The sequence below is a fragment of the Streptomyces sp. NPDC014676 genome (genome assembly GCF_043084105.1).
Taxonomy (GTDB): domain Bacteria; phylum Actinomycetota; class Actinomycetes; order Streptomycetales; family Streptomycetaceae; genus Streptomyces.
Genome location: NZ_JBIBZI010000010.1, coordinates 139,652 through 165,654, shown reverse-complemented (window position 1 = coordinate 165,654; position 26,003 = coordinate 139,652). Strand labels below are relative to the sequence as shown.

22 protein-coding genes and 1 pseudogene are annotated in these 26,003 nt (G+C 70.7%); 10 read left to right on the top strand and 13 right to left on the bottom strand.

The genetic code is table 11. From position 1 onward, the window contains the following. Window positions 1-36 precede the first annotated feature (36 nt). Window positions 37-1,578: a SulP family inorganic anion transporter gene (locus ACF1DX_RS26490; RefSeq protein ID WP_391793636.1), complete on the bottom strand. Its 1,542-nt coding sequence runs from the start codon at window positions 1,576-1,578 to the stop codon at window positions 37-39. 374 nt (window positions 1,579-1,952) lie between these two features. Here ACF1DX_RS26490 and ACF1DX_RS26485 point away from each other — a divergent pair, with 374 nt between their 5' ends. Then, on the top strand, window positions 1,953-2,366 hold the full coding sequence (locus tag ACF1DX_RS26485; RefSeq protein WP_391793635.1) for a MerR family transcriptional regulator: 414 nt from the start codon (window positions 1,953-1,955) through the stop codon (window positions 2,364-2,366). Between the two features lie 32 nt (window positions 2,367-2,398). Here ACF1DX_RS26485 and ACF1DX_RS26480 read toward each other — a convergent pair whose 3' ends face one another. Further along, entirely contained in the window at window positions 2,399-3,019 is a 621-nt protein-coding gene (locus tag ACF1DX_RS26480) for a TetR/AcrR family transcriptional regulator (RefSeq protein WP_391793634.1), read from the bottom strand. Between the two features lie 91 nt (window positions 3,020-3,110). Between ACF1DX_RS26480 and ACF1DX_RS26475 the strand changes: the two genes are divergently transcribed. After that, entirely contained in the window at window positions 3,111-4,052 is a 942-nt protein-coding gene (locus ACF1DX_RS26475) for an aldo/keto reductase (protein WP_391793633.1), read from the top strand. A gap of 75 nt (window positions 4,053-4,127) precedes the next feature. Then, window positions 4,128-4,589 (top strand): annotated as a pseudogene (locus tag ACF1DX_RS26470) (SMI1/KNR4 family protein); the annotation flags it as partial. A gap of 7 nt (window positions 4,590-4,596) precedes the next feature. Here the strand turns inward: ACF1DX_RS26470 and ACF1DX_RS26465 are convergent. Further along, entirely contained in the window at window positions 4,597-5,361 is a 765-nt protein-coding gene (locus tag ACF1DX_RS26465; protein ID WP_391793632.1) for an SDR family oxidoreductase, read from the bottom strand. Window positions 5,362-5,462: 101 nt separating this feature from the next. On the opposite strand from ACF1DX_RS26465, the gene ACF1DX_RS26460 reads away from it, so the two are divergent. From ACF1DX_RS26460 to ACF1DX_RS26450, 3 genes are all read left to right on the top strand, one after another. Next, window positions 5,463-6,311 (top strand): helix-turn-helix transcriptional regulator, encoded by an 849-nt coding sequence (locus tag ACF1DX_RS26460; protein ID WP_391793631.1) that lies wholly within the window; start codon window positions 5,463-5,465, stop codon window positions 6,309-6,311. Between the two features lie 312 nt (window positions 6,312-6,623). Continuing rightward, entirely contained in the window at window positions 6,624-7,406 is a 783-nt protein-coding gene (locus ACF1DX_RS26455) for a DUF899 domain-containing protein (protein ID WP_391793630.1), read from the top strand. Between the two features lie 235 nt (window positions 7,407-7,641). Then, window positions 7,642-8,412, top strand: a complete 771-nt coding sequence (locus tag ACF1DX_RS26450; RefSeq protein ID WP_391793767.1) for a GNAT family N-acetyltransferase — start codon at window positions 7,642-7,644, stop codon at window positions 8,410-8,412. A gap of 119 nt (window positions 8,413-8,531) precedes the next feature. Here ACF1DX_RS26450 and ACF1DX_RS26445 read toward each other — a convergent pair whose 3' ends face one another. From ACF1DX_RS26445 to ACF1DX_RS26430, 4 genes are all read right to left on the bottom strand, one after another. Beyond that, on the bottom strand, window positions 8,532-9,131 hold the full coding sequence (locus ACF1DX_RS26445) for a hypothetical protein (protein WP_391793629.1): 600 nt from the start codon (window positions 9,129-9,131) through the stop codon (window positions 8,532-8,534). Between the two features lie 9 nt (window positions 9,132-9,140). Beyond that, window positions 9,141-9,410: a hypothetical protein gene (locus ACF1DX_RS26440; RefSeq protein ID WP_391793628.1), complete on the bottom strand. Its 270-nt coding sequence runs from the start codon at window positions 9,408-9,410 to the stop codon at window positions 9,141-9,143. Window positions 9,411-9,513: 103 nt separating this feature from the next. Then, on the bottom strand, window positions 9,514-11,271 hold the full coding sequence (locus ACF1DX_RS26435) for a lectin (RefSeq protein WP_391793627.1): 1,758 nt from the start codon (window positions 11,269-11,271) through the stop codon (window positions 9,514-9,516). A gap of 17 nt (window positions 11,272-11,288) precedes the next feature. Continuing rightward, the gene (locus ACF1DX_RS26430; protein WP_391793626.1) at window positions 11,289-14,108 is read right to left on the bottom strand and encodes a lectin; all 2,820 of its coding nucleotides are present in this window, start codon (window positions 14,106-14,108) and stop codon (window positions 11,289-11,291) included. A 356-nt stretch (window positions 14,109-14,464) separates the two neighbouring features. Here ACF1DX_RS26430 and ACF1DX_RS26425 point away from each other — a divergent pair, with 356 nt between their 5' ends. After that, window positions 14,465-14,905, top strand: coding sequence for a DapH/DapD/GlmU-related protein (locus tag ACF1DX_RS26425; protein WP_391793625.1), 441 nt, complete (start codon window positions 14,465-14,467; stop codon window positions 14,903-14,905). Window positions 14,906-14,934: 29 nt separating this feature from the next. On the opposite strand, the gene ACF1DX_RS26420 is transcribed toward ACF1DX_RS26425, so the two are convergent. Further along, window positions 14,935-15,747 carry a class I SAM-dependent methyltransferase gene (locus tag ACF1DX_RS26420; protein ID WP_391793624.1) on the bottom strand — a complete coding sequence of 271 codons (813 nt, stop codon included), beginning with the start codon at window positions 15,745-15,747 and terminating at the stop codon, window positions 14,935-14,937. Between the two features lie 238 nt (window positions 15,748-15,985). Further along, window positions 15,986-17,695, bottom strand: a complete 1,710-nt coding sequence (locus ACF1DX_RS26415; protein WP_391793623.1) for a SpoIIE family protein phosphatase — start codon at window positions 17,693-17,695, stop codon at window positions 15,986-15,988. Between the two features lie 458 nt (window positions 17,696-18,153). On the opposite strand from ACF1DX_RS26415, the gene ACF1DX_RS26410 reads away from it, so the two are divergent. After that, window positions 18,154-18,357, top strand: a complete 204-nt coding sequence (locus tag ACF1DX_RS26410; RefSeq protein WP_391793766.1) for a DUF2087 domain-containing protein — start codon at window positions 18,154-18,156, stop codon at window positions 18,355-18,357. Between the two features lie 110 nt (window positions 18,358-18,467). Here the strand turns inward: ACF1DX_RS26410 and ACF1DX_RS26405 are convergent, their stop codons facing one another. Together ACF1DX_RS26405 and ACF1DX_RS26400 are read right to left on the bottom strand one after the other, a co-directional pair. Further along, window positions 18,468-18,953 carry a hypothetical protein gene (locus ACF1DX_RS26405; RefSeq protein ID WP_391793622.1) on the bottom strand — a complete coding sequence of 162 codons (486 nt, stop codon included), beginning with the start codon at window positions 18,951-18,953 and terminating at the stop codon, window positions 18,468-18,470. A 594-nt stretch (window positions 18,954-19,547) separates the two neighbouring features. Beyond that, window positions 19,548-20,108 carry a peptidoglycan-binding protein gene (locus tag ACF1DX_RS26400; RefSeq protein ID WP_391793621.1) on the bottom strand — a complete coding sequence of 187 codons (561 nt, stop codon included), beginning with the start codon at window positions 20,106-20,108 and terminating at the stop codon, window positions 19,548-19,550. A 640-nt stretch (window positions 20,109-20,748) separates the two neighbouring features. Between ACF1DX_RS26400 and ACF1DX_RS26395 the strand changes: the two genes are divergently transcribed. Further along, on the top strand, window positions 20,749-22,257 hold the full coding sequence (locus ACF1DX_RS26395; protein ID WP_391793620.1) for a hypothetical protein: 1,509 nt from the start codon (window positions 20,749-20,751) through the stop codon (window positions 22,255-22,257). A gap of 5 nt (window positions 22,258-22,262) precedes the next feature. Here ACF1DX_RS26395 and ACF1DX_RS26390 read toward each other — a convergent pair whose 3' ends face one another. Continuing rightward, window positions 22,263-23,714, bottom strand: a complete 1,452-nt coding sequence (locus ACF1DX_RS26390; protein WP_391793619.1) for a hypothetical protein — start codon at window positions 23,712-23,714, stop codon at window positions 22,263-22,265. A 1,068-nt stretch (window positions 23,715-24,782) separates the two neighbouring features. Here ACF1DX_RS26390 and ACF1DX_RS26385 point away from each other — a divergent pair. Beyond that, complete coding sequence (locus tag ACF1DX_RS26385; RefSeq protein ID WP_391793618.1) at window positions 24,783-24,968, top strand: hypothetical protein; 186 nt, start codon at window positions 24,783-24,785, stop codon at window positions 24,966-24,968. A gap of 11 nt (window positions 24,969-24,979) precedes the next feature. On the opposite strand, the gene ACF1DX_RS26380 is transcribed toward ACF1DX_RS26385, so the two are convergent. Continuing rightward, window positions 24,980-25,906 carry a ketopantoate reductase family protein gene (locus ACF1DX_RS26380; protein WP_391793617.1) on the bottom strand — a complete coding sequence of 309 codons (927 nt, stop codon included), beginning with the start codon at window positions 25,904-25,906 and terminating at the stop codon, window positions 24,980-24,982. Between the last annotated feature and the right edge of the window lie 97 nt (window positions 25,907-26,003).

The following is a 26,003-nucleotide window of genomic DNA, read 5'->3' as shown; positions in this document are numbered from 1 at the left end:
CCGTCCAGGTGGGTACGGCCCGCCGGCCGTGCACGGTCAGTGGCCGGCGGCCAGTTCACCGCTGAGCCTGCCGTGCAACTGGGCGCTGGGGTCGTTCAGGCCGATGATCTCGACGCTCTTGCCGCGCTGGGCGTACTTCGTCTCGATCGCATCCAGAGCCGCGACGGAGGAGGCGTCCCAGACATGCGCCGCAGACAGGTCGATGACGACCTTCTTGGGATCGCCCGCGTAGTCGAACTGGCCGACGAGGTCGTTGGAGGAGGCGAAGAACAGTTCGCCCGTGACCCGGTAGACCACCGTGCTGCCGTCCGGGTCGACCACCGCGGTGACCTCGGCGAGGTGGGCGACGCGCTTGGCGAAGACGACCATGGCGGTGATCGACCCGGCGACGACACCGACGGCGAGGTTGTGGGTGGCCACGACGCAGGCCACGGTGACCACCGTGACGGTGATCTCCCCCGCGGGCATCCGCTTGAGGGTCTTCGGGGCGACGGAGTGCCAGTCGAACGTCGCGAACGACACCATGACCATGACGGCGACCAGGGCGGCCATGGGGATGTCGGAGACGACGGGGCCGAAGACGATGCACAGCACCATCAGGAACGCGCCCGCGAGGAAGGTCGACAGGCGGGTGCGGGCTCCGGAGACCTTCACGTTGATCATGGTCTGGCCGATCATGGCGCATCCGCCCATGCCGCCGAAGAAGCCGGTGACGATGTTGGCGACGCCCTGGCCGATGGACTCCCGGGTCTTGTCGGAGTGGGTGTCGGTGATGTCGTCGACCAGCTTCGCGGTCATCAGCGACTCCATCAGACCGACCAGTGCCATCGCGAACGCGTAGGGGGCGATCGTCGTCAGGGTGTCCAGGGTGAACGGCACGTCCGGCAGGCCGGGAACGGGCAGCGAGGACGGCAGGGCTCCCTTGTCACCGACGGTCGGCACGGCGATCCCGGCCGCGACCGTGACGACGGTCAGGACGACGATGGAGACCAGCGGCGCCGGGATCACGGTGGTGACCTTGGGGAAGAACACCATCAGCGCCAGCCCGGCGGTGATCAGCGGGTAGACCACCCAGGGCACGTTCCGCATCTCGGGGACCTGGGCCATGAAGATGAGGATGGCGAGCGCGTTGACGAAACCGACCATCACCGACCGCGGGACGAACCGCATCAGCCTCGCCACCCCCAGCGCGCCCAGGACGACCTGGAAGACACCGGCGAGGATCACCGCGGCGACCAGGTGGCCGAAGCCGTGCTCGCGGTTCAGGGGTGCGATGACCAGGGCGACGGCGCCGGTGGCGGCGGAGATCATCGCCCGTCGGCCGCCGACGACCGCGATCGTCACGGCCATCGTGAAGGAGGCGAACAGGCCGATCGCGGGATCGACACCGGCGATGATCGAGAACGAGATCGCCTCGGGGATCAGGGCCAGGGCGACGACCAGGCCGGCCAGCACCTCGGTGCGCCAGACCTTCGGGTCGTTCAGCCAGTCCGGCTTGAGGCCGCGCAGCCGCGCGGCAGGGGTCACAGCAGCGGAGGACAAGAGGATGTGTACCTGTCGTGCTCGGGCACACCCCATCGGCAGGCCGGGGCGTGCGGGAAGGACACGCGGGGGCCGGGCCGGCGCCCCGCGGACGGCCCGCGGAGCGGGCCGGAAGTCGAAAGGGGGGGGGGGACGCGAGGCGAGGCGGCACGTGCGGGCGGCCGGGCGGCTCACATCCGAGGGCGAAGGGTCACGGCGGGCAGGCGGCGGCGATCGGCGTCATGGGCTCGCGCACGCTCTCTCCTGCAAGAATCGGATCTTCGCCGGGGGCGCCATCGGCCCCGGAACGGCAGCAGCGGGGCAGCCGGGCCGCCCTCACCGTCATCAACTCTACCCTAACGTTAGAGTAGAGATCGGTGGGGTCGCACGGGACGCGGTCCGCCACAAGGGGAAGGAACAGGGACACGGGCGTGGACGGCAAGCACATGCAGATCGGCGAGGTCGCCGCGCGTACGGAGCTGTCCCTGCGCACGATCCGGCACTACGAGGAGGCCGGACTGGTCATCCCCTCCGCCCGCTCCCAGGGCGGCTTCCGCCTCTACACCGACAACGACGTGCAGCGGCTCATGGTGATCCGCCGCATGAAGCCGCTCGGTTTCTCCCTCGAGCAGATGCGCGAACTGCTGGACGCCACCGACCGCCTCGACGCCGGTACGGAACTCGGCGCCGAGGAGCGGGAGAACCTGCTGGAGCGCGTCCGCGGTTACGAGCAGGCCGCCGGCGAGCAGGTCGCCAGGCTCCGCGTCCAGCTCGCCCGCGCCGAGGACTTCGCCGCCACACTGCGCACCCGCCTGGAGCAGAACTCCCCCGCGGCCCGCTCCTGAGCCGGGCGGCCCGGCGGCCCAGCGGGGGGACTTCAGCGGCCGTTCGGTCCCGGGGCCGGGCGCAGTGCGTCGACCAGCAGGTCGAGGAGCGGGCCGACCCTCTCCGGTGAGTCGATCGCCGTGGTCGAGAGGAAGACGCCCAGGAGCATCATCGTGACGTCGTCGGGATCGACGTCCGAGCGCAGCGAGCCGGCCTCCGCGCCGCTGCTCAGCATCTCGGCGATGGCGGCCGTGATGCGTTCGCGTGTGGCGGGCGTGGCGATGCTGCCCGAGGCCCAGCCCGCGCGCAGCGTGTCGGACATGCCGCGCTTGATCCTGAAGAACTCCGCGTACCTGGTCATCCAGGCGCGCAGGGCGGCCGAGGGTTCGAGTTCGGCGAGGAGCGCCGGAGCGCTGGAGACGACCTCGTCGAGTTCGGCGGCGTAGAGGGCCTCCACCAGCGCCTCGCGGGTCGGGAAGTGCCGGTACAGCGTGCCGATGCCGACGCCGGCCGCACGGGCGATCGCGTCCAGCGGGACGGCGTCCGGTGTGGCGGCGAAGGCTTCCCGGGCGGCGGCGAGCAGTCTGTCACGGTTCCGCCGCGCGTCGGCGCGCGCCGGCCGGTCCGGGGCCGCCGCGTCGCGGCCGGTGGCAGGGGAATCGGACCCAGACAAAACGGAGGACCTCCGGTTAGTGCTACGGTGACACGAGAAACGGAGTCACTCCGTTTTTCTTCCCCATGGTCTCACACGGAGGGCAGCACCCATGGTTTCCCCCGCCCGTTCTTCTCGGGTCACCGCGTCCGGCACGCGGCACGCCGGTGGTACCGGACGGCTCGCGGGCCGTACCGTCTCCCGGATCGGCTTCGGCGCGATGCAGCTGGAACGCCTCCATGGCGACCGCGCGGCGGCGGTCGCGTTGCTGCGCCGCTGCGTCGAGCTGGGAATCGACCACATCGACACCGCCCAGTTCTACGGCCACGGCTTCGTCAACGAGGTCATCCGCGAGGCCGTTCGCCCCGAGGACGGCGTCATGGTGGTCAGCAAGGTCGGCGCCGAGCCCGACCCCGACGGCCCGCTCCCCCTCCGCCTGGCGCAGCGCCCCGAACAGTTGCGGGCAGGTGTGGAGGACAACCTGGCGACTCTCGGGATGGAGCGGATCCCCCTGGTCAACCTCCGTCGTACGGACACCGGCCCCGGTCTGCGCGCCGAAGGGGACCAGGTCGTCCCCCTCGACGACCAGCTCGCCGTCATGACCGCACTGCGCGACGAGGGCAAGATCGGCGCGATCGGCCTCAGCAGTGTCTCCCTGGACGTCCTGCGCGGTGCCCTGCCCGCGGGCATCGCCTGCGTGCAGAACGCCTACAGCCTGCTGGCCCGCGACGACGAGGACATGCTCCGCCTGTGCCGGGAGGAGGGTGTCGCCTGGGTACCGTACTTCCCGCTCGGCAGCGCCTTCGCCGGTATGCCGAAGGTGACCGACGAGCCCGCCGTGCGCTCCGCCGCGCGTGAGCTGGGAGCCACCCCCGCACAGGTGGGTCTGGCCTGGCTGCTCCACCACTCCCCCAACATCCTGCTGATCCCCGGCACGGCCGACCCCGGACACCTGGAGGCGAACGTGGCGGCGGGAGCGGTCACGCTCGACGAGGCGACGCTCTCCGTCCTGGACGCCGTGCCGTCCCGCCCGGGAGACATCGCCCTCGGCTGAGAACTCCCGGCACTCGCCCCGCCGGACAGTTCTTGATCCCGGCGGACTGTCAGTGGTGGGTGACAGCATCGGAGCATGACGGAGAACTCGTCCTTCGGCTGGCGGCCGTTCCTGCTCGAGTGGAGTGGGGAGTGGGCGGATTCCCTGCCGGACGGCGAGGCGCGGGACGAAGCGGACGAAGCCGCCCGGCAGGCGCGGTGGCTGGGTTTCCCGCCCGCGTCCGAGGAGCGGATCGCGGCCCTGGAGAAGCGCCTCGGCCGGCGGATGCCGCCCTCGTACCGGGAGTTCCTGAAGGTCAGTGACGGGTGGCGGCACGCGGGCGGGTTCGTGTCGCTGCTGGCGGGGACCGCGGACGCGCGCTGGCACGACGACGAGTCGGGACTCGCGGTCATGTTCGAGGAGGACCTGGCCGAGGACGCCGGGCCCGAGGAGCGGCTGGAGGTGGACATCTGGCGGCGCGGGCTGCAGCTCGACGTCGAGTCCGACGTCACCTACGTCCTGCTGGATCCCGAGGACGTGGACGAGGACGGTGAGTGGGTTTGGCCTACTTCCCGTGCGGGTCGGTGCCGTTGAGCGTCTCGACGACCTGGTCGTAGTCGCCGCGGGCCTCGCCGTAGCGCAGGAACTTCACGCGCTCGACCTGAATCTCCTTCGCGTCGGGCCGGGTCTCGATCAGACCGATCACCTCGGTGACGAACTCGTCGAGCGGCATGGCGTGTTCGTTGTCCTCCTGCCCGGGCAGCAGCGCGGTGCGGACGGACGGCGGTTCGAGTTCCACGACCTTCACCGAGGTGCCGGCGAACTGCAGCCGGATGGACTCGCTGAGCATGTGGATCGCCGCCTTCGACGCGTTGTAGCTCGGCGTGGCCTTGAGCGGCGCGAAGGCCAGGCCCGAGGAGACGGTCATGATCGTGGCGTCCGGCCGCGCCTGCAGGTGCTCGACGAACGCGGCGATCAGACGGATCGGACCGAGCACGTTCGTCGTCACCGTGGACTCCGCGGAGGCGAGGAACGACGCGGGATCGCGCCAGTCCTCGACGCGCATCACGCCGGCCATGGTGACGAGGACGTTGAGGTCCGGGTGACTGTCCAGCACCTGCTTGGCGGCGGAGGTGATACTCGCGGCGTCCGTGGTGTCGATCCGCACGGTGCCGATGCCCGGGTGCTCGGCCGCGATCCGTTCCAGCAGCTCGGTGCGTCGGCCGCCGACGATGACGGTGTTCCCCCTGGCCTTCAGCTCGAGGGCGAGGGCGAGACCGATGCCGCTGGTGGAGCCGGGGATGAAGATGGTGTTTCCGGAGATGTCCATGACCCGATCGTCGCCGGTCCGCCGCCGCGGGGGCAGAGACCGGTTGTCGGGGGACCGGCGATCCCTGGCTCGGGTACCGGTGCCGGACGATAATCGCCTCCATGGACCGTGCAGCTCTGGCCGACTTCCTGCGCCACCGCCGCGAGGCGCTGCGACCGGAGGACCTCGGCCTTCCCACAGGCGCACGCCGGCGGACCCAGGGCCTGCGGCGTGAGGAGGTCGCGTCGCTGGCCGTGATGTCGACCGACTACTACACCCGGCTGGAGCAGCGGCGCGGGCCGCAGCCCAGTGAGCACATGCTGGCCTCGCTCGCCCGGGCGCTGCGGCTGACGGCCGACGAGCGCACCTACCTGTACCGGGTAGCCGGGCACAACGCACCGGTGTCGCTGTCGGCCTCGCCGCATGTCGCTCCCGCGCTGCTGCGGGTGCTGGACCGGCTCGACGACACCCCGGCGCTCGTCCTGACCGACCTCGGCGAGACACTGGTGCAGAACAGGATGGCCGCCGCCCTGTTCGGGGACGCGTCGAAGCACACGGGTCTCGCCCGCAGCGCGATCTACCGCTGGTTCACCGATCCCGCGGAACGGTCGGTCTATCCCGAGGCCGACCATGCCCGGCAGAGCCGCGCCCAGGTCGCGAACCTGCGCGCCGCCCATGGGTTGCGCGGCCCGCGCTCGCGGGCCGGTGAACTCGTACGCGCCCTCCGGAAGGCGAACGAGGAGTTCGCCGGACTGTGGGCCCGCCATGAGGTGGCGCAGCGGTTCGAGGACCACAAGACGCTCATCCACCCCGAAATCGGCGCGATCGAGCTGGACTGCCAGGCGCTGTTCACCGAGGACCAGTCCCAGACGCTGCTCGTGCTCACGGCTCCGCCGCGCACCGAGGGCCACGAGAAGCTGCGGCTGCTCGCCGTGCTCGGCCTGGACCGCTTCACCGAGGCGGAGCGCTAGGGGCGGTGCCGGCGCGGCTCCGCCAGGTCGTGCGGCCCGGCGCTGGTCGCGGACGCGAGGAGGCGCGCCCACGGGCGCCGGGGTGCGGGCGTCAGCCGGGGCGAGGAGCTGATGAGGACGCACGGCCACACCCCGGACCGGGACACGTCTCCCTGGCGGTGACCACAGGGCTTCCGGTTTTCCCTCCATGCCGCAGCAGCACGGGAACGTCTCTCCGCGATGAGTTCCGGCCCCGCCGCGAGTCTCCTCTGGTGACCGTCGTAAAGCGTCGTCGTACGGCGCCGCCCGGCACGAGGTACCACGGAGGACATCATGACGACCACGCCGGAAGACCCGGCCACCGCGCTGTCCGGACGCCCGCCCGTGGTCGACCTGGCCACCTGGCAGGCAGCACGTGACGAGCTGCTGGTCCGCGAGAAGGCCCACACCCACGAGGGCGACGCCATCGCCGCGGCCCGCCGCCGGCTGCCGATGGTGGAGTTCGACGGCACGGTCGAGGTCGTCGGACCCGACGGCCCGGTCCCGTTCCTGGACCTGTTCCAGGGGCGCGACGAACTCATCGTCTACAAGCACATGTGGTACGACGGCGCCCCGCACCAGGGGCAGTGCGAAGGCTGCACCACCACGGCCTGGCACCTGAAGGACGCCGTCTACCTCAACGCCCGCGGCGTCTCGTTCGCCGTCCTGACCACGGGCCCCTGGGACGAGGTGGCCTCCTATGTCGCGTTCATGGGCTACACCCAGCCCTGGTACTCGGTGCGCGACGTGGACGCGCCGGTCGGCGGCGACATGGGGTATCTGACCTGCTTCCTCCGCGACGGCGACCGCGCGTTCCTCACCTACTCCACGACGGGCCGTGGCAACGAGCGGGTCAACGGCTCCCTCGGCCTGCTCGACATGACGCCCTACGGCCGCGGCGAGACGTGGGAGGACAACCCCGAGGGCCGGCCCGAGGGGGGCGAACCGTGCTGGTCCTGGCGCTCGGACGCGGACGGGAACGCCACCTGGGGCCCGACCAGCCGCCCCGTACCGCAGTGGACCCGCCCCGGCGCGACCCCCGTGGAGACCCTCGGCCGCCGCGGTCACCACCACTGACACGTACGAGGAGCACCGCGCCCCGGTGGTGGTCACGGCCGTCATGATGGTCACGGTGCCGGTGGTCTCCGGCCAGGGGAACGAGAAGTGGCTCCGGCTGCCCGGTCATCCGTGAGCGGGGCCGTTCCAGCCGGTTCGGGCGTGCTTCGCCGGCCCCGGTGGGCAGACATGTCCCGACCGGTGATCGAGCAAAGGGGACAAGGTGACGCGGAACTCCGCTGACGCGGTGGAATCGATGGAGCAGCTCGCCACGGTCTGGCGGAGCATGGTGCTCGACCGGGATCCGGGCGCGGACGTACGGGACCTGCCGGGCATCGCGGTGCGCTGGGCGGAATCCCGGTTCGGTTTCTGGAACTGCGTCACGCTCACCGACGCCGGGGCGGACGCGGGCCTCATGGAGAAGCGGCTGGGGCAGGCGGCGGACATCATGCGGGCGAAGAGGCACGCGGGTTTTCTGTGGGTCTTCGAGGACCTCCTCGACTCCGGGGCACGCCCGCGCCTGACGGAAGCGGCCGAGCGGGCCGGTCTGGTGCACGCCTTCTCGGGCACCGGTATGGCCGGCGACCTGCTGCCGGTCCCTGAACCGGCGCACCCGGACCTGACGTTCACGCGGGTCCGCACGGACGAGCACCTGCGGGCCTACGCCGACCTCAACTCGCGCGCCTACGGCATGCCGCTGGAGGCCGGCCGCGACGGCCTCGTGGGCTCGAGGCTGTGGAGGGCGGGGGTGCACGCCTACCTGGGCGTGCGGGACGGCGTTCCGGTGACGTGCGCCGGGGCCGTGGAGGCGGACGGCCGCCTCTTCGTCGTACTGGTGGCCACGGACCCGCGGTGGGAGCGCAGAGGGTACGGGGAGGCGGTGACCCGCAAGGCCCTGTACGAGGGCGCCCGGGCCACCGGCCTGACCCGCGCCACACTGCACGCGACCGCCGCCGGGGCCCCCGTGTACCCGCGGATCGGCTTCGAACCGAACACCCCGCTGCACTTCTTCACCCTGGAAAGCTGACGGTCCGGATGCCGCCACCGCGCTGTGCGCGCTCTGCACGGTGATGCGCGAACGCGGCCTCCCGCGCCCCGGCCCACGGTGAGCGGCGTGCCGGTGGGGCTGAGGGAAGGCGGGGCGGACTACCCGTCGTGCGAGGGCCGCCGGGGCTCCCGTCCTTCCGGCGCCCCACCGCCGGCGTCCGCCCTACCGCCGGCGTCCGCTCCGCCGTGGCTCCCGCGGAGGGCCGCGCGCACCTCGCGCAGGCGCCGCACCTGCCGGCCGCCCTGCCAGGTCAGCAACGGCAGGACGATCGCGCCGAGCAGACCACAGACCAGCGCCTGCCGGACCTCGCCCAGGAGGAGCGGCGCGACGACGAACAGTACGTACATCAGGCAGAGGACCGCCAGGGCGGGGCGCCGGTGCCGGGTGCGGTGCAGCCGCTGCTCCACCAGGCCCAGCATGGCCTCCCGGTCGGCGGGCGAGGAGGGGATCTCCCCGTGGCGCAGCCGGCGGTCCAGGGTGACCAGGCGGTCGCCCGAGCCGCCGGTCGCGCGCTTCTCCCTGGCCCGCAGCACCAGCAGGACGGCCACCGCGCCCACCGAGGTCACGGCGGACCGCGCCAGCACCACGGGGGCCGGCTCCCCCGGCGACATCAGCATGATCACCGCCCAGCCCAGGAGGACGACGAGCAGTACCTGGGCCCAGATATGGCGGCCGAGGAAGGTGTTGAGCCGTTCCACCGCCGCCCCCTACCGTCCGGACCGGACGTCACCGCGCCGGACGCTTACCGTGCGGGCGGTCAGCGCGGCCGCCAGCAGCACGCAGGCGACCACGCTGTACGCCCATTCCGCCGTTCCGCGCACCACGCCGACGAGGCTCCACACCGCCCACAGGGCGAGCACCACGCACAGTGCCGTCGAGGCGATGTCGGCGACGCGTGCGCGTAACTGAGCACGCTGGCGCGTGCCCGGTTCGAGGTCACCGAGTTCCTGTCCGCCGTCCTCGTGACGCGCTCCCATGACCGGCCTCCTTGTGCACTTTGCCTTGTTCGTCTCCGACGCCCTACCGGCTACCCCTGGTCGAGAGCGTCAAGCGGCGGACGGGCCGGGGAAGTTGCCGGGATCAGGGCAGGGTCCACTTCTGGTTGGGGCCGGTGTGGCAGGTCCACAGATGGGCGGGGGTCCCGTCCTCCCAGGTACCGCCCGAGGCGTCCAGGCACTTGCCCGACTGCGGATTGCGCACCGTGCCGTCGGACTGGGCCGCCCACTTCTGCGCCCCCGTCCCGTTGCACGTCCACAACTGGATCCGCGTACCGTCCGCGCTCCCGCCCCCGGAGACGTCCAGGCACTTGCCCAGCGCCCGCAGCGAGCCGTCGTCGGCCACCGTCCACCGCTGCGCCGCCGAGGAGTTGCACGTCCAGATCTGCACCTCCGTACCGTCCGCCGTGCCCGCGTTGTCCACGTCCAGACACTTTCCGTCGACCCCCTTCACCTCACCCGTGCGTGGGTCGGACGGGGTTCCGGCCTGTTTGATCCGGATGTTGCGGAAGGCCGCGTCGTCGCCGTCGCCGTGGTTCTGGAGGCCGATGTGGCCCTGGACCAGGCTGCGCGCCGGGTCGGTGTTGGTGAAGTCGTTGATCTTCCGGCCGTTGAGGAAGACCTCCAGCCGCTCTCCGGTGACGCGGATCTCGTACGTGTTCCACTCCCCCGGCGGATTCAGCGCCGCGTCGCGCGCGGCGAGGTCGGCGGACCGGAATCCGTACACGGCTCCCGTGGTGCGGTCGGCCGCGTCGGTGGCGTCGATCTGGATCTCGTAGCCGTTGTCCACCGCCGACCAGGGGTCGTCGGAGGCCGGGAAGCCCACGAAGACACCGGAGTTGTCGTCACCGTTCAGCTTCCAGTCGAGCTTCAGCGAGTAGCCACCGGTGAACTCCCGGGCGTCGTACCAGAGCAGGCCCAGTCCGCCGTGCGAGGTGAGGGTACCGTCGGCCAGGGTGAAGCCGCCCGGTCCCGCCTGCTTCCAGCCGGTCGTGCCGGAGCCGTCGAACAGGGGCGTGTAGCCGGTCTCCGGACGGCAGTCGGCCTTGGTCGTGCCGGCCGCCCAGCGGATGCCGCCGAGCAGGTGACGGCGGAAGGCAGGGTCCGCGTAGGACTCCTCCGTGTGGCCGCCGCCGGTGTAGAAGGCCCGGCCGCCGGCGTAGTCCTTGCACCAGGCGATCGGGTGGTCGCCGGACATGGAGCCGCCTGAGTAGCTGGACTCGTCCAGCGAGGCCAGGACGTGGGCGGTGGTGCGGGGGTTGGTGCGGTAGTTGTACCACTCGTCGGTGCGCTGCCAGGTGCCGGCGAGGTGCGCGGTGGCGTCGTGCGCCCGGTCCTCGACCTCGACGGTCGCGGACTGGATGGCGGGGTGGGACTGGAAGAGGGCACCGGCCAGTCCTTCGTAGAAGGGCCAGTCGTACTCGGTGTCGGCGGCGGCGTGGATGCCGACGTATCCGCCGCCGGTGCCCAGGTACTGCTCGAACGCGGTCTGCTGGGCGGGGCCCAGGACGTCGCCGGTGGTCGACAGGAAGACCACGGTCCGGTACTGCGCGAGGTTGGCGGTGGTGAAGGCCGCCGGGTCCTCGGTGGCGGTGACGGTGAAGTTGTTCGCCGCCCCGAGGTCGCGCAGGGCCGTGACACCCTCGTCGATCGAGGAGTGGCGGAAGCCCGCCGTCCGGGAGAAGACGAGGATCTTGTACGCCGGGTCGGCCGCCGCGGTGGCCGTGCTGTCCGCGGTGTCAAGGGCCGCCGGTGCGGTGCCGGGCAGGGCCGTGGCCTGGGGTGTCAGGCAGAGCACGGCGCCGGCACACAGGCTGAGCGCTGTCTTGAACAGGGTACGCATCGTGGGTCGCCTCCTTTCTACGGCAGGGTCCACTTCTGGTTGGGGCCGGTGTGGCAGGTCCACAGATGGGCGGGGGTCCCGTCCTCCCAGGTACCGCCCGAGGCGTCCAGGCACTTGCCCGACTGCGGATTGCGCACCGTGCCGTCGGACTGGGCCGCCCACTTCTGCGCCCCCGTCCCGTTGCACGTCCACAACTGGATCCGCGTACCGTCCGCGCTCCCGCCCCCGGAGACGTCCAGGCACTTGCCCAGCGCCCGCAGCGAGCCGTCGTCGGCCACCGTCCACCGCTGCGCCGCCGAGGAGTTGCACGTCCAGATCTGCACCTCCGTACCGTCCGCCGTGCCCGCGTTGTCCACGTCCAGACACTTTCCGTCGACCCCCTTCACCTCACCCGTGCGTGGGTCGCCGGTGGCAGTGGTGAAGGAGAACTCGTCCACGTCGAAGAGCGCGCCGCTGCCGCCCTTGAAGACGAGGTACAGGGTGGTGGTACCGGCCGGTTGACCGGTCAGGGACGCCGTGACGTCCTGGAAGGTCTCCCAGTCGCCGGTGACCGGTGCGGTGGCCGTGCCGAGCAGGGTGCCGGTCGGGGAGCCGGCGCGGACCTCGAGGGTGCCGCCGGTGCCGGCCGAGGAGACGCGGGCGGTGAAGCCGGTGGTGTTGTCGAGGCTGTAGGGCGTGAAGGAGATCCAGTCGCCGCTGTGGATCTCGCCGACCGTCTTGCCGCCGTGCGCGTTGGTGTGGTTGATGACCTGGACACCGGCGGAGTCGCCGTAGTGCTCGGCCTGCCGGTGGCTGGGCTGGGTGATGTGCTGGTCGTGCGTGGTGAGCGCGGGCTGGCCGTTCGCGCCGTTGTCGGTGTACTCGGCGTCGAGGACGCCGAAGATGTTGGCGTTGGGGTCGTGTTCGCCGTCCGCCAGGGTGTGCAGTGTGCCGGTGCAGCCGGTGGCCGAGGTCTGCGGGTGTCCGTGGCTGTCGTGTCCGACGATGAAGGTGACCTTCACCTTGGCGCAGTCGACCGTGCCGTCCTCGGGGTCGGTGACGGTGACCTTGAAGGGGATGGCCGCGCCGAAGTCGTGGATCCGTCCGTCGGCGGGGGTGTCGAGCCGCACGGTGGGAGCGGTGTTGCCGACGGTGATCTGGACGGACGCCGTGGCGGACTTGCCGGTGGGGTCGGTGACCTTCAGCGTGGCGGTGTACTGGCCGTTGGCGGTGTAGGTGTGGGACGGGTCGGCGGCGGTGGAGGTGGCGCCGTCACCGAAGGTCCAGGCGTGGGCGAGCGCGCCCCCGTCCGGGTCGGAGCTGCCGGCCGAGGAGAAGCCGACGGTCAGGGGGGCCTTGCCGGAGGTGGTGTTCGCCTTGGCCTGGGCCAGCGGTGCGCGTCCGCCGGTCACGTGCTCGATGCGGTAGAGGGCCGAGTTGGCGTCGCCGTTGAAGTAGCCGGTGCCGTAGTCGAGGACGTAGAGGGCGCCGTCCGGGCCGAACGCCATGTCCATCACCTGGGTGCCGCTCCAGGGGAAGGCGTTGACGGCCTGCACGGTTCCGTCGCCGCCGGTCTCGATGCGCTTGATCCAGCGGCGGCCGAACTCACCGGCGAAGAAGTCGCCGTCGTACTCGGCGGGGAACTTCACCTCGGAGGCGGAGTTCGCGTCGTACCGGTAGACCGGTCCGCCCATGGGGGACTCGGATCCGTTGCCGAACTCGGGGACGGAGGCGCCGTCGTAGGGGATCCAGGCGGGCTGGACGGGCGGCAGGTCGGTGAGGCCCGTGTTGCGCGGCGACGTGTTCCTCGGCGCCGCGCAGTCGAAGGACGAACCGGAGGCTCCGGTGGCGAAGTCGTAGTCGACGTAGGCGTTGTTCTTTCCGGTGCAGTAGGGCCAGCCGAAGTTGCCGGCCTTGGTGATCCGGTTGAACTCGACCTGCCCGCCGGGCCCGCGGGAACCGCTGGCGGTGCCCGCGTCGGGGCCGTAGTCACCGACGTAGACGGTGCCCGTCGCCTTGTCGACACTCATCCGGAAGGGGTTGCGGAAGCCCATCGCGTAGATCTCGGGCCGGGTCCGGGCGGTGCCGGGTGCGAAGAGGTTGCCCGACGGGATGCCGTACGTGCCGTCGGCGTTCACCTTGATGCGGAGGATCTTGCCGCGCAGGTCGTTGGTGTTGCCCGAGGAACGCTGGGCGTCGTAGGCGGGGTTGCGGGAGGCCCGCTCGTCGATGGGCGTGTAGCCGTCCGAGGCGAAGGGGTTGGTGTCGTCGCCCGTCGACAGGTACAGGTTGCCCGCCGCGTCGAAGTCGATGTCGCCGCCGACGTGACAGCACAGCCCGCGGGAGGCGGGCACGTCGAGGATCTTCTTCTCGCTGCCCACGTCCAGGGTGCCGTCGGTGCGCAGGACGAACCGGGACAGCCGGTTGACGCCGTCGAACGGGGTGAAGTCGGATGCCGTTCCGTCGGCGGGGGCGTCGCCCGCCGGGGTGTTCAACTGGGGAGCGTAGTAGAGGTAGACGAAGCGGTTGGAGGTGAAGCCGGGGTCGGCGGCGACGCCCTGCAGGCCCTCCTCGTCGTGGCTGTAGACGTTCAGCCGGCCCGCGACGGTGGTGGTGCCGGACGCGTCGGTCCGGCGCAGGGTGCCGTCGCGTGAGGTGTGCAGTACGGAGCGGTCCGGCAGGACGGCCAGGGTCATCGGCTCGCCCATTTCCGCCACGCCCTTGGCGAGGGTGACCTGCTGGAAGTCCTCGGCCGCCGCGGCGGCGCCGACCGGCCCGGCCGGGGCGGCGGGGGCCCCGGCGGCCGGGCCCACGGGCAGCGCCAGGCCCATGGCACACGCCACGGCCGTCAGCAGCATGCGGACACGTCTGTGTCCAAGCGGTTTCGTGCGCACGGAAGTCTCCAGGAATATGGGGGGTGGCGGCAGACCACGGGTGCCTGCCGTGAAGGAGTACGGGCGCGCGCCGTCGCGCCGTCGAACACCGGACCGTCACCCCGGACAGGGTTATGACGGGTCCATTTCAAGAAAGTTAGCGGGCCTCGCGTGAACGCGTAACCCCTTTCGCGCACTGTCCCGCGTCTTCTTCCTCGCTTGGGACAAAGTGCCGGTGCCGCGCCGAGCAGATCTTCGAGTACAACCGCACCCCACCGGGCGAGACGGAGAAGCGCCGGTCACTGCTCGTCGCGATCCCCGGGTCGGTCGGTGAACGCACGGTGCTGCTGCCGCCGTTCCACGCCGGGTTCGGCAGCAACGTCCACATGGGTGACGACTTCTTCGGCAACGTGAACCTCACCTTCGTCGACGGTGTCGACATCCGCACAGGTGACGGTGTGATGATCACTCCGAGCGTGACCCTGACCACGACGGGACACCCGGTGCACCCCTCGCGGCGCACCGACTTCGGGCGGTTCTCGGAGCCGATCGTGATCGAGGACAGGGTGTGGATCGGCGGCAACGCCGTCGTCCTGCCCGGCGTCCGCATCGGATACGGGTCGGCCATCGGCGCCGGCAGTGTCGTCAGCCGCAGCATTCCCCCGATGACCGTCGCGCTCGGGGCCCCTTGCCGCGTGGTCCGCGCCATCACCGACGAGGACCTCGCCACACGTACCGCCGAAGGGCAGGCGGCGTCGTCCCGCCGTGAGCCGACACCCTGAGCCCCACAGCCGCTCCGGTCGAGAGGCGGTCAGCTCCGGGCCTCCTCGGGTTTCCGGCCCCAGACGGTCAGCAGGCCGGCGGAGAGCGCGGCGCACTCGTCGGAGTCCAGGTACCGGACCGCGGTGTCGACGGCGTCGTCGGCCAGGCCGGTGGCGAGCATCGCCGCTCTGCTCCGCTCCCAGGTGTCCGCCCAGAAGCGGCTGATGGGACTGCCGGGCAGCAGCGGCGGCACGTACATCTCGGCGGCGACACCCACGAGCCCCGCTCCGCGCAGCAGTTGGGGGTACGACGGCACCCAGGAGACATCGGTGCCGATGGTCTCCCGCAGCCCCTGCCACATCGCCCGCATCACCACCGTGTACGGCGTGCCGGGCGCCCGGTCGCTCGTCAGGTCGACCGCGTCACCGAGCACCACCACACCGCCGGGCGCGACGAGTCCGGCCAGTGCCCCGATCAGGCGTTCCCGCTCGGGCAGGTGCATCAGCACGAAGCGCGCGTGGACGAGCCGGAACCGGCCGGGGGCGAAGTCCGGGGCGGTGATGTCGGCCTCCAGCACGTCGAGCCCCGGCACGGACCGCTCGGTGAGGAAACGGACGTCGCGGTCCACGGCGAGTACGCTCGTCACCCCGGCCTCGTCCAGCAGCCGGCGGGAGACCGTGCCCGTTCCGGCGCCCACGTCGAGGCAGCGCCACCCCGGGCCGGCCCCGAGTGACCGCAGCCGCGCCAGGGTGATGTCGTCGTAGGCGAGGGCGCCGCGGTCGATGCGCTCGTCCTCGTGCGGCTGTCCGAAGCGGAAGACGTCCTCGCCGTACCGGCCGTGCCCGCGCGGTCCGGCGGTCACGTCGCCGCCCGCGTGACGCCGAGGGTGCCGTCCCCGGCGCGTTCCGGCGCCCGGCCGGCAAAGGACTTCGGCAGCGGGTCGTCGGACTGTTCCATGGCCGGACCCCGTTCAGGCGGTGTACGGTGCCGGGCGGCCCGTCGCGGGCCGCCGCCCCACCGATCCTCCCCCCGGGGCCCGCCGGGACGGCCGAGGCGCGCCGCGCCTGGGCCGGCCGGCCCCTCGGAGATTCCTCACGGGATCAGCTCTCGGGAACGCGCAGGGTCAGAAGGGCCACGTCGTCGTCGTTGTCGGCGGGGCGGACCTGGCGGAGCAGTTGGTCGGTGAACGAGGTGAGGGGGCGGTGGGCGAGGGCGGCTGCGTACTGGCGCAGCCGGTTCAGCCCCGTGTCGAGGCTCTGGCCGGGCGCCTCGATGAGGCCGTCCGTGTACAGCACCAGGGTGGACCCCGGCGGGAGCAGCGCTGTGGCGTCGGGTCGCCGCAGGCCCGTCTGGGTGCCCAGGAGGATGCCGTGGCCGTCGGTGAGGTAGCTCGCCAGGCCGTCCCGGCTGACCAGCAGCGGCGGAGGGTGGCCCGCGTTGGTCCAGGACAGCTGCCAGTGACCGTCGTGGGCCGCTTCGATCCGGCCGAAGACGATGGTGGCCATGGCGACGTCGGTGATGTGCTGGATCGCCTCGTCGAGCCGTTCGACGACGCGGCTGGGGGGCTCGTGCTGGGACCATGCGTAGGCGCGGAGCATGTTGCGGACCTGCGCCATGCCGGCCGCCGCCTCCAGGTCGTGGCCGACGACGTCGCCGATGGCCAGGGCGGTGGACGTGTCGGGCAGGGGGAAGGCGTCGTACCAGTCGCCGCCGACATGTGAGGCGTCGGGTGCGGGCAGGTAGCGGACGTTCATCTCCAGGCCCTGAACGCCCGGCATCTGGGGCAGCAGGTGGTTCTGCATGGTCTCGGCCACCTTGCGCTGACGCTGGTAGAGGCGGGCGTTGTCCAGGGCGAGGCCGGCCCGGCGCGCGATGTCCTCGATCAGCGGAAGGTCCGTGGAGGCGAAGGCCGCCGGAGTCTCGGTACGGCCCAGGGTGAGCGCGCCCAGGACCGCGCGCGGGCCGCGGATGGGCGCGATGGCCGCGGAGTGCATCCCCGTGGCGTGGAACAGGCGGCCCTGCTCGACCGCGATACCGGAATCCGGTGTCCCCTGGTAGGTCTGCGGGCCGGCCAGGGTGGAGGAGACCCCGCGCAGGGCTCTGGACAGGGGCATCGGGGATTCCTCGGGGATCGGCGGCATCGGCCCCTGCAGTTCCTCGTGCCGCACCAGCGTGCCGCCCTCGGCGTGGACCACGACGGTGCGCCACACCTCGTCACGTTCGGTGATCAGGTCGATGATCGCCCAGTCCGCCAGCCGGGGAACGACCAGGGCCACCAGCCGCCGCATCGCCTCGTCGACGTCGAGAGTGGAGGTCAGCTGTGCGGTGGTCTCGGCCAGCAGTGCCAGCCGTTGCAGTTCCGACAGCGACCGGACCGTCGGCTCCGGCTCCGGTCGCGGACCGGTGTCCCGTGGGTGCTCGGGGGTGTGGAAGACGACGAGTGTGGCGGCCCGGCCGTCGCCGATGTCGTACGGGGTGATCAGCCAGGAGATCGGCAGCACCGACCCGTCGGCCCGTGCGAAGTGGTCCTCGCCGCCCTGGGCCGGGTATCCGGCGTGGAACGCCTGTCGCATCGCGCATCGGATCCTCGGCAGCTGTTGCCCCTGCGCGTCCCGGTGCAGCAGGTCGTGCGCGTCCTGGCCGAGGAGCTCCGCGGCGGGCCGGTCCAGCAGTCCCTCGGCGCGGGCGTTGACGGCGATGATGCAGCCCTGCTCGTCGACGACGTAGGCACCCGCGCCGATGGCTTCCAGCGCGGCGGAAGCGGTCGGCACGGACAGCCCGTGGACCTCCCTGTACTCCGACCCTGTCATCGTGACCTCCTCGCCTGCCGGGCCGACGCCCCGCCCGCCGCCCGTATGCCCGGCCGCACGCGCCTTCTTCCGCTTTTCCGCCTTCCCCGTATGCCCATACGTGTGAAGATCCCACGTCGTCCGGCGACTTTGATGAAGTTCGCTCCGACGAGACCGGGCAGGAACACCTCATGTGACGCGCTCGACATGTTCGGCGTCCGGAAGTTCGCGCGGAAAACGACGGGCGTCCGCTGTGTCCCGGGGGGGGCGGCGTCCCGGTGAACTGGTCCGGGAGGTGCCGCTCCCGGAAGGACGGAGACGGAGCACGACGGGCGAAGACGTGGCCGGGCCGCGGCCCGCGCGGGACCACGGCACCGGGGACGAGCGGGTCGAGGCGGTGCTCCGCGCGTTCCCGCGGGACGGACGGCCGGTGAAGCCGCCGGCACAGTGGAACCGGAAGAAGCCCGCACCCGCGCCACATCGCGGAGCGCGCCTTCGGGCCGGGCCGGGAGTACGCGGAGAAGGAGGCCGGCGAAAGACTCCGCGCCTGGTGCGAAGGGGGCCGAATCGACCATGTGACTCTGCGCCGGTACCTCGTCGACCCGCGCCGTCCGCACCGGGGCGGCGGCGTCCACCGCCGTCCGGCCGAGGACGACGTCCGGCTCGTCGTCCGGTCCCGCTGATCCCCGGAGCACCGGCGGGCGCTCCGTCGTGCGGGGCGCCCGGGAGCCGTGTCCGTCACCGGCCGCGAAGGCAGCGGGCCGGCCCCGGCGAGGTACTGGACGCACGGGGATCAGGCGTCCTCGTCGGCACGGCCCTCCCCCGCCATGTACCGCCAGACCAGGGCGTGAGCGAGAATGATCAGGACGATCAGCATGAGGGCCTCGGTCTGGATGGGCCGCAGCCCGGCGTGGCGGGCGAGATCGGGGAACGCGCCGACGACGGCGATCAGCGCGTAGAGCAGTGTGGAGGCGGCCTGCTGCCAGGTGATGAAGTGGTCGCCGCGGGCGCGGGCCAGCAGCCGCAGGGTGGACACACAGCCGACCACGGAGAGGGCGATGAAGGCCGTCCGCCAGACCTGCGGCTTCTCGGTGCCGCCGACCTGGGCGAACAGGCCCATCAGGGCCGGCAGCAGAAAGGACAGGTAGACCCCGCCGACGACGCGGCGCAGGGCGGGTTCACGCATCCAGTCGGTATGGCTCTGCACCACGTTCCACCACAGGCCGACCAGGGTGAAGCAGGTGGTGGAGAAGAGCGCGTAGAAGGTACTGACGTCCATGAAGGACGAGAGTGGCAGCGTTTCTCGCACCCGCGGGCCGTACACGCCCCGCCCCCCGGCCGGTGCCGCCGGTACGGGCTACGCGCCGGCTCGCGGGAACCGGTGACGGGCCGACGGGCTCTCCCGGTCACCAGTCGGGGGGCACGTCGGAGCCGAAACGGCCGCCGGCCGGGCGTTTCCCGAAGTGGAGATGAGGGGGCCGTGTTGTCCCTTGTGGAAGAGTCTCACTCCTGGGAATGGCGCCGTCGCGGGCATGGCCCTCTCTCCTTTCCGCGGGGCTCGGCAAGGCGCCGGATGACGGTGCGGGATCGTCTGTCGAACGCGCGAGGTGTCACCGTACCGGCGCCGGAAGCGGTCGATCGGCGTGGAGGCCGGTAAGGAGTGACCTGCCGGTCGGCACAGCGGCGCCCCCGGCTCGGGAGGCACGGATCCTTCCCGGATCGTGCGCCGCCGACTGTCGCAGTCGCTCTTCTTCCACCATGCGCCCGGCGGGAGTGGTGCGCAAACCCGGGAACCATGCTGGCTCACGGCTTTTCTGACGAACCGTCCGCCGGTTCCGTTCCCGGGATCCTCCGGCACGACGCTCGCGACACCTCAGACGTCGGGGACGGCCAGCCTCTCCCAGCTGAACCGGCCGGGAACGCCGTCGGCGGAGCCGCCCTCGAGCCCCGGCTTCCGCTGCCAGGCGGTGTAGGACCTCACGTCGCCCGGTCCCCACACGTCGATATCGGTGCCGGACGTGTAGCGGTCGCAGTCCTCGGCGACGAGTCGGCCGTGCATTTCCGCGATGACGGGCGACTTGTGTCCCGCACGGAAGAACGACACCCCGGGGAACGGCTCGAACCGGGGCTCGCCGGGGGGCGGTCCGGGCGGCCGTGACACGAACGCCGGCCAGGAACCGGGGTCGACATGGTCGTTCTCCGGGACATGGGCATGGGCGTACCACCCGCCCCGCGACCTCCACTTGTCGGCCGGACACGTATGGCGGGACAGAGAAGTCGGAGGACCCACGGGCCAGACGTCCGGTACGTCCCAGGAGCTGATCCATGCGTGGAGGTCGTCCCAGCCCTCGCAAGGGGTGTCGACCAGCCGTGCGAACACCTTGCCGTTGACTCGGCAGTGGGGGAAGAACAAGGCCTCGATCTGGATGACCACCTTTCCGGCCCGGTTGGTACGAGTACCAACCGGCCGTGTCGGACAGGGCTTTGCTGCGGGAGGTGGCGGGGAAGAACTGGGCGAACGCTCCGGTGAAGGGGTCCCAGAGGATGTGCGGAGCCCGGCCTTTGCCGCCGCCGGTGAGGAAGCCTTTGAGGTTGCCGAAGGGGACCATGTCCAGGGGAGTTCCGGCGTCGGCCTCCCTGTCCGCCGTGATGTGCGCGATCGCCCTCGCCGGGAACTCGGGGTCGCACGGCGCGTGGTCCCCGACGTCCGTCTTGAGCGCCTGGGGCATCCATGGGTGGGGCATGATGAGATCCTTCCCTCTTCGCATCGCACATGCCGGTGGGGTGCGGCAGGGGTGGAAGGGGAAGCGGGCGCCAGGGCGGACAAGAGGCCCTGCGGCAAGCCCTCCCCCACGTCCCACGATGCGTCTGCCGGGGCCCGCGGCAAACGGGCGGGCCGATCGGCGGCAGCGTCCGGGACCTGATGTTCCCGTTGCGGGATGCGCCGGACAGGTGAAGAGTGGATTCATATCGGCTGCGCATTCTTCCGGCTTCGCATTTCTCGAAGCCGCCGTCGAAGGGAAGAATCGCCGACGGGCCGAAGCATCGCAGCACACAGCCTCTCCGGAACCATCATGGCCAGAATCTCCCGGCGGTATGTCTTTCACGCGGCCAACGCCTCCCTCCTGGCTGCGGCGCTCGCGTTGCCGGTCGGCATGACGATTGCCGTGCCGGATTCCCAGAGCCTGACCGGGGGCGCCGCCGCGGCTCCCGCTCAGACCCCAGAACCCCCGCCGTCCCCTCCTTCTCCACCGAGCGATACCACTGACGAAAACACAGCGCCTCCCTCCCCTTCGCCGACGACCGAGCCGAGCGATTCCGGCGATTCCGGCGGTTCCAGTGATTCCGGCGATTCCACGGACTCTCCGACGTCTCCCACCTCCACGCCGGACGAGACGTCTGACGACTCCCCGACGCCGGATCCCGGCGAAACGGACGGGCAGACACCCGAAGATCCGGCGGATCTGGAGACGGAATCCGACGAGGTGACGACGTCCCTGAGCGAGGAGAGGGAAAAGGTCCCCGAGGAACTCGCGCCGGCCGTGGACACCTTGATGGACATCGTCGGCGCCCTCGACGCCCCGGAGACGTTGCCGCAGGACAAGGAAGGAATCATCGAGAGCGCCGAGAACCTGGCCACCGCGCTGGAAGTCATCAGTGATCCGAACACCCCTCCAGAACTGCGGAAACAGTTGACCTCGCTGGTGAAGCAGGTGACCTCAACGCTCGAAGTGATCAACGACCCCCGGGTGCCGCCCGAAGAGCGGTCCATGCTCATCCTGGTGGTCAAGCGGACGACATCCACCCTGGACATCATCTGCGACCCCAAGACGCCGCAGAATTTGCGGGGAATGCTGATCTCCATAGTGGACGATACGCACTACGCCCTGGAGAGAAGTACGGACGGCACGCAGCCCGATTCGACGAACGGGAGTCAGGGTCCGAATGAAAGCAAGGGCCCGGACCAAGAACAATCGACCGCGATGCTGCTGGGATCCTCTTCGGAGATCGTGCACGACCGGAGGACACCTCCGAAGGAACGGGAAAAGCTGGCGCACATCACACAGCAGGTCAGCTCGTTGCTGAAGAAAGTCACCGACCCGAAGACGTCGCAGAAGGAGCGGTCCGAAGCCCAGAAGGAACTGGATGAGCGAACCACTCATATGAAGGAACAGCAGGAGGAGTCCGCGTCCGCCCAGGACCGTCCGGAGGAGTCCCTCGGCAAGGCGGCCGCGCTCTGCACCAGTGCCATATTCGAGGCCACCCCGGAGTCCAGCATCATGCGCGGGCTGGAGAAGCTGGTGCCCGCGCAGTGGGAGGACGAAGGGGTCAAGGACTTCTACAAGGCGAAGGAGAAGAGCAAAGAGCAGCTCGACGTCCTCGCCCGGTTGCGGAACAATGAGAACTCCCAGGCCCCGTTCGACGTCGTACCGCTCATCACCGCACTCGCCGAGATCGTGCCGCGCGACAGGCTGTTCGGGTATCTGACCGGCTCGGCTCTCTACTGCCAGCAGACCGCCTCGTATCTGGACAAGGAGTTCGGCATCACCGTGGGCACCTGGCTCACGCGGGCCGGCGGGTGACCGGGTCACACCCCCGCGGACCCCAGCAGTTCCGCCGCGGAGACCTCTGAATCCACCCGGGCTTTCGCAGCGCCGTACCTTTCCAGTTCTCTCCTTTCTTCCTGGTAGTCACCCAGCCCGGAGTAATCGAAGCGGAACGACGAAATGGAGGAGATGAAGCGGCCCTGCGGAGACCAGACAGCCGTCACATAGCGCGGCTTGCGTGTCACATTGATGAGGTTGTTGTTGTGCCGCACCCTTCCGCGGTAGATGAGCTGCTCCCCGCATACCGCCGGCGGACAGTAGTAGCCGCTGTTCTCCTCCCATGAGGGATGAGCGGACCTGAACTCCTCCACATCGATCTTGCCGCGATCTTTCCTCATGTAGGAGATCTGAAATTCAACACTCACGGTGTCGTATCTGGCATCCCTGGGGAGCTGGAACACACGTTTCATGGAATATTCCTGTCCCACGTCGAGCGAGCTGCCGGAGTCGGAGAACCGGCCACTGCTTATCGTGGTGTATCTGGGTTGGTCGACGTAGAGCTCCGCCTCCCCCTCACTCCTCCCCTGCTGCCCCACGCTCTCCCTCCACTCCGTCGTCAGATCCTCCTCGCCATGAGAATACTCCGCACCCCTGCCGCGCACCGTGTAGATGTCGTTGACGATATATACCGGGATTCCCCCCGTGTTTTTCATGTACAACGTCAGCGGGACGTGCACGTACGGGACGTTGCGGTCCTCCCACGCCTTCCCGAATTCCACCTTCAGAGTGAAGTGCATGGGGGCCGCCGCAGGCTGGTACATGGTGGAATAAGCGAGGCTGACGGCCGTCAGGAGCGCCGTGGCGACCACCCCGGCCGCGAATTTCTTGGGATGCGGGACACACTCCCACGATTTTTCACGCACAAGAAGGAAAAGCGCCCACAGGGACCAGCACAACAGGGGCATGTAGACCCATATGTGAGGTGTGTACTCCCTTTCCTCGAGCCAGAGGAAGAAGAGGAGGCTGTCGGTGGCCAGCACAATGATCACCCCGAGCAGGACAATGGCCCCGGAGGCCCCGTAGTACCGCCTTCCCCAGTAGTCCCGAGCCGCTATCGCCGCCGCTCCCTGCACCACGCCCGACAGGACGAACAGAACACCGGTGACACGTTGTGCGAAGGTCAGGGCCCCCGAGGCGTCCGGCCCTCCGATGACCGCGCTGAAAGTCATGGAGACAAGCAGTCCGGCCATCATGAGCGACATGACCGTGCGCCTTCTCCAGGCCCGGTCGGGCCAGGTCCCGCTGTCACCCCCGCGCCAGAATATGGACGACGGATCCTCCAGGTCCACGTTTTCCGGGTAACCGAAACGGCCGAGTACTTTTCGCAGTTCGTCCGGTGACCAGGCGCTGCCGACCGTCTCACCGCCGATGGTGACCCGGCGAAGGCCACGGCTGTCGGGCGGCTCCACGACGGCCCATGGACGGATGCGCATGACCCCAGACTCGAACCCGAGTCGGTGTGGTGCACCCGGGGCTACCCCGTTCGGAAGGAAGCCGGAGAAGTCTCCGTGTCACTCGCACGGGCGGAGCGACCGGGCGAGAGGCACGATGTCCGGACGGTGCGACAGGCGCCCTGCCAGGTCGCATAGGACAGTAAGACCATGAACCGTCACCGACGCCCGCCCCGGCGTGCCCCGTGGATCGCAGGCGGCGCCGCTGTGCTCGTCCTCGGTGGCATCGGCGTATGGGTGTGGGTGGCGCAGGACGGCGGCACGCCCAGTCCCACGCCTTCGGCCTCGAACGACCTGTCCCTTCCGACGCTGAACCCGTTGCCGTCCTGGACGTTCACGACGGAGCCGTCGAGCACGGCACGGCGGACGCCGACGTCCTCACCGTCCTCCGGGCCGACAGCGTTCCGGCCCGGTCAGCCGATCCCGCCGGCCCCGCCGACCCGGCGGCCGACGACCCGGCCGACGCCGCCGGCACAGCGGCCGACCGGCGAGCCGCCACCGCCGGTACAGCGGACGACGACCGAACCGGCGCCGCCGGGTCAGAGGCCCGCGACCCGGCCGGCGCCGCCCAGCCGCCGGCCGGTGCCCGACCGGACCGCGACCGGCGCGTCGGCCCTGCGTACTCCGGAGGCGAGACCGACCACACCACCGCCACCGGCGCGGTCCGCGACATCCCGGCCCTCATCGGGCTCCCCGACGTCCGCACCCTCGCCACGGTCCGCGACACCCGGACCCCCGCAGCGGCCCGCAACACCCGGACTTCCGGCAAAGCCCGTCACGCCCAAGCCACCGCCGAAGTCCGCGACACCCGAACCCCCGGCGAAGCCCGCCGCGCCCAAGCCTCCAACGAAGTCCGCAACGCCCGAACCCCCGTCAAAGCAGGCCGCCCCCGAACCCCCGCCGAAGTCCGCAACGCCGAAGCACCCGGCGTCACCCGCCCGCCCGGCGCCGACACGGACACCGACGACGCGGCCGGCGCCCTCGAAGCACGTACCGGCGCCGTCCGTCATGTCACCCGGGCCGACGCCCACGACCGGTGGCGGCAAACGGGTGACCACCACGTGGTACACCTCCCCGGCCGCGACGGCCGCCGCCCACCGCATGGCGGACGCCGACGCGGTCGGCGACCCCGCCTGCTCGATGGCGGCCGTGGGCCGGCCGGACCCCGGCCTGGTGCCGTGGAAGGGCCGTATCGGCATCGGGCACCACGGCGCGTACTGGTGCCTGGTCTGGTGAGGCCGCAGCCGTCACCCCGCCACCGCTCCGAGCACGTACGGGGACAGGATGTCGGCCACCGTCCGGTTGCGCGGCGCGGGGACGCCGAGCCGGGCCGCGAGGTCGGCCACTCCCCCGCTGAGCCAGGGCAGTTCGAGACGGTTGCCGTTCTTCAGGTCGTTGTGCATGGAGGACGTCATGTCCGCGGGCAGCGTGTCGCAGAAGGCCAGTTGACGCTCGGCGAACGTGTCGTCCAGCGCGACACCCGACGCCTGGGCGAGCGCCACGGTCTCCTCCATGATCTCGCGCAGCAGTGCCCGGGAACGCTCGTGGGAACGGACGACACCGATGGGCCCGCGGATGGTGGTCGTGGTGGCCGACAGCCCGACGAGGAAGACGAACTTCTCCCAGATCACCCTGTCGATCTCCGCGCTGGTCTCCGCCTCGATGCCCGCCTCACGACAGGCGGTCAGAAACCGCCGCACGACGGGCTCCTGACTCGGGTGACGGGCGCCGAGGACCATTCTCTGCAGGGTGCTGTTGTGCCTGACGACGCCGGGTTCCTCGATGAAGGCCGAGATGAAGCACGTTCCGCCCAGGACGGAGTCCGCGGGCAGGTGACGGCGGAGGATGTCGTCCTTGTGCACGCCGTTCTGCAGCGAGAGCACAGGGGCGTCCCCCGCCTTCGAGGAAGCCAGTCGTACGGCGATGTCCTCGGTGTCCCAGAGTTTCACGGCAATGATCACCAGGTCCGTGGGACCGAGTCGGGCAACGCTGTCGACGGCCGAACCGGGCGGGGTGCGCACGTCCCCCAGCGGGCTGCGGACCAGCAGTCCCGAGCCGCGTACCGCCTCCAGATGACGGCCCCGGGCCACGAACGTGACCTCGTGGCCCGCCGCGGCCAGCCGCGCCCCGAAGCAGCCACCGACCCCACCGGCTCCGACAACCGCGATACGCATGTGTGACCGCCTGCCTCCTCGACAACTGTTCCGGGCATTATGACGTTCCGCCTCGACCCGGCCCCGGGCCGGTCACCGCGTAGGCTGCCCTGGCACG

Excerpts from the sequence above, each read along its gene's own strand:
- ACF1DX_RS26490 (WP_391793636.1), bottom strand. The coding sequence starts at position 1,578 with ATGGGGTGTGCCCGAGCACGACAGGTACACATCCTCTTGTCCTCCGCT.
- ACF1DX_RS26475 (WP_391793633.1), top strand. The coding sequence starts at position 3,111 with ATGGTTTCCCCCGCCCGTTCTTCTCGGGTCACCGCGTCCGGCACGCGG.
- ACF1DX_RS26465 (WP_391793632.1), bottom strand. The coding sequence starts at position 5,361 with ATGGACATCTCCGGAAACACCATCTTCATCCCCGGCTCCACCAGCGGC.
- ACF1DX_RS26460 (WP_391793631.1), top strand. The coding sequence starts at position 5,463 with ATGGACCGTGCAGCTCTGGCCGACTTCCTGCGCCACCGCCGCGAGGCG.
- ACF1DX_RS26455 (WP_391793630.1), top strand. The coding sequence starts at position 6,624 with ATGACGACCACGCCGGAAGACCCGGCCACCGCGCTGTCCGGACGCCCG.
- ACF1DX_RS26450 (WP_391793767.1), top strand. The coding sequence starts at position 7,642 with ATGGAGCAGCTCGCCACGGTCTGGCGGAGCATGGTGCTCGACCGGGAT.
- ACF1DX_RS26440 (WP_391793628.1), bottom strand. The coding sequence starts at position 9,410 with ATGGGAGCGCGTCACGAGGACGGCGGACAGGAACTCGGTGACCTCGAA.
- ACF1DX_RS26435 (WP_391793627.1), bottom strand. The coding sequence starts at position 11,271 with ATGCGTACCCTGTTCAAGACAGCGCTCAGCCTGTGTGCCGGCGCCGTG.
- ACF1DX_RS26430 (WP_391793626.1), bottom strand. The coding sequence starts at position 14,108 with ATGCTGCTGACGGCCGTGGCGTGTGCCATGGGCCTGGCGCTGCCCGTG.
- ACF1DX_RS26415 (WP_391793623.1), bottom strand. The coding sequence starts at position 17,695 with ATGACAGGGTCGGAGTACAGGGAGGTCCACGGGCTGTCCGTGCCGACC.
- ACF1DX_RS26405 (WP_391793622.1), bottom strand. The coding sequence starts at position 18,953 with ATGGACGTCAGTACCTTCTACGCGCTCTTCTCCACCACCTGCTTCACC.
- ACF1DX_RS26395 (WP_391793620.1), top strand. The coding sequence starts at position 20,749 with ATGGCCAGAATCTCCCGGCGGTATGTCTTTCACGCGGCCAACGCCTCC.
- ACF1DX_RS26390 (WP_391793619.1), bottom strand. The coding sequence starts at position 23,714 with ATGCGCATCCGTCCATGGGCCGTCGTGGAGCCGCCCGACAGCCGTGGC.
- ACF1DX_RS26380 (WP_391793617.1), bottom strand. The coding sequence starts at position 25,906 with ATGCGTATCGCGGTTGTCGGAGCCGGTGGGGTCGGTGGCTGCTTCGGG.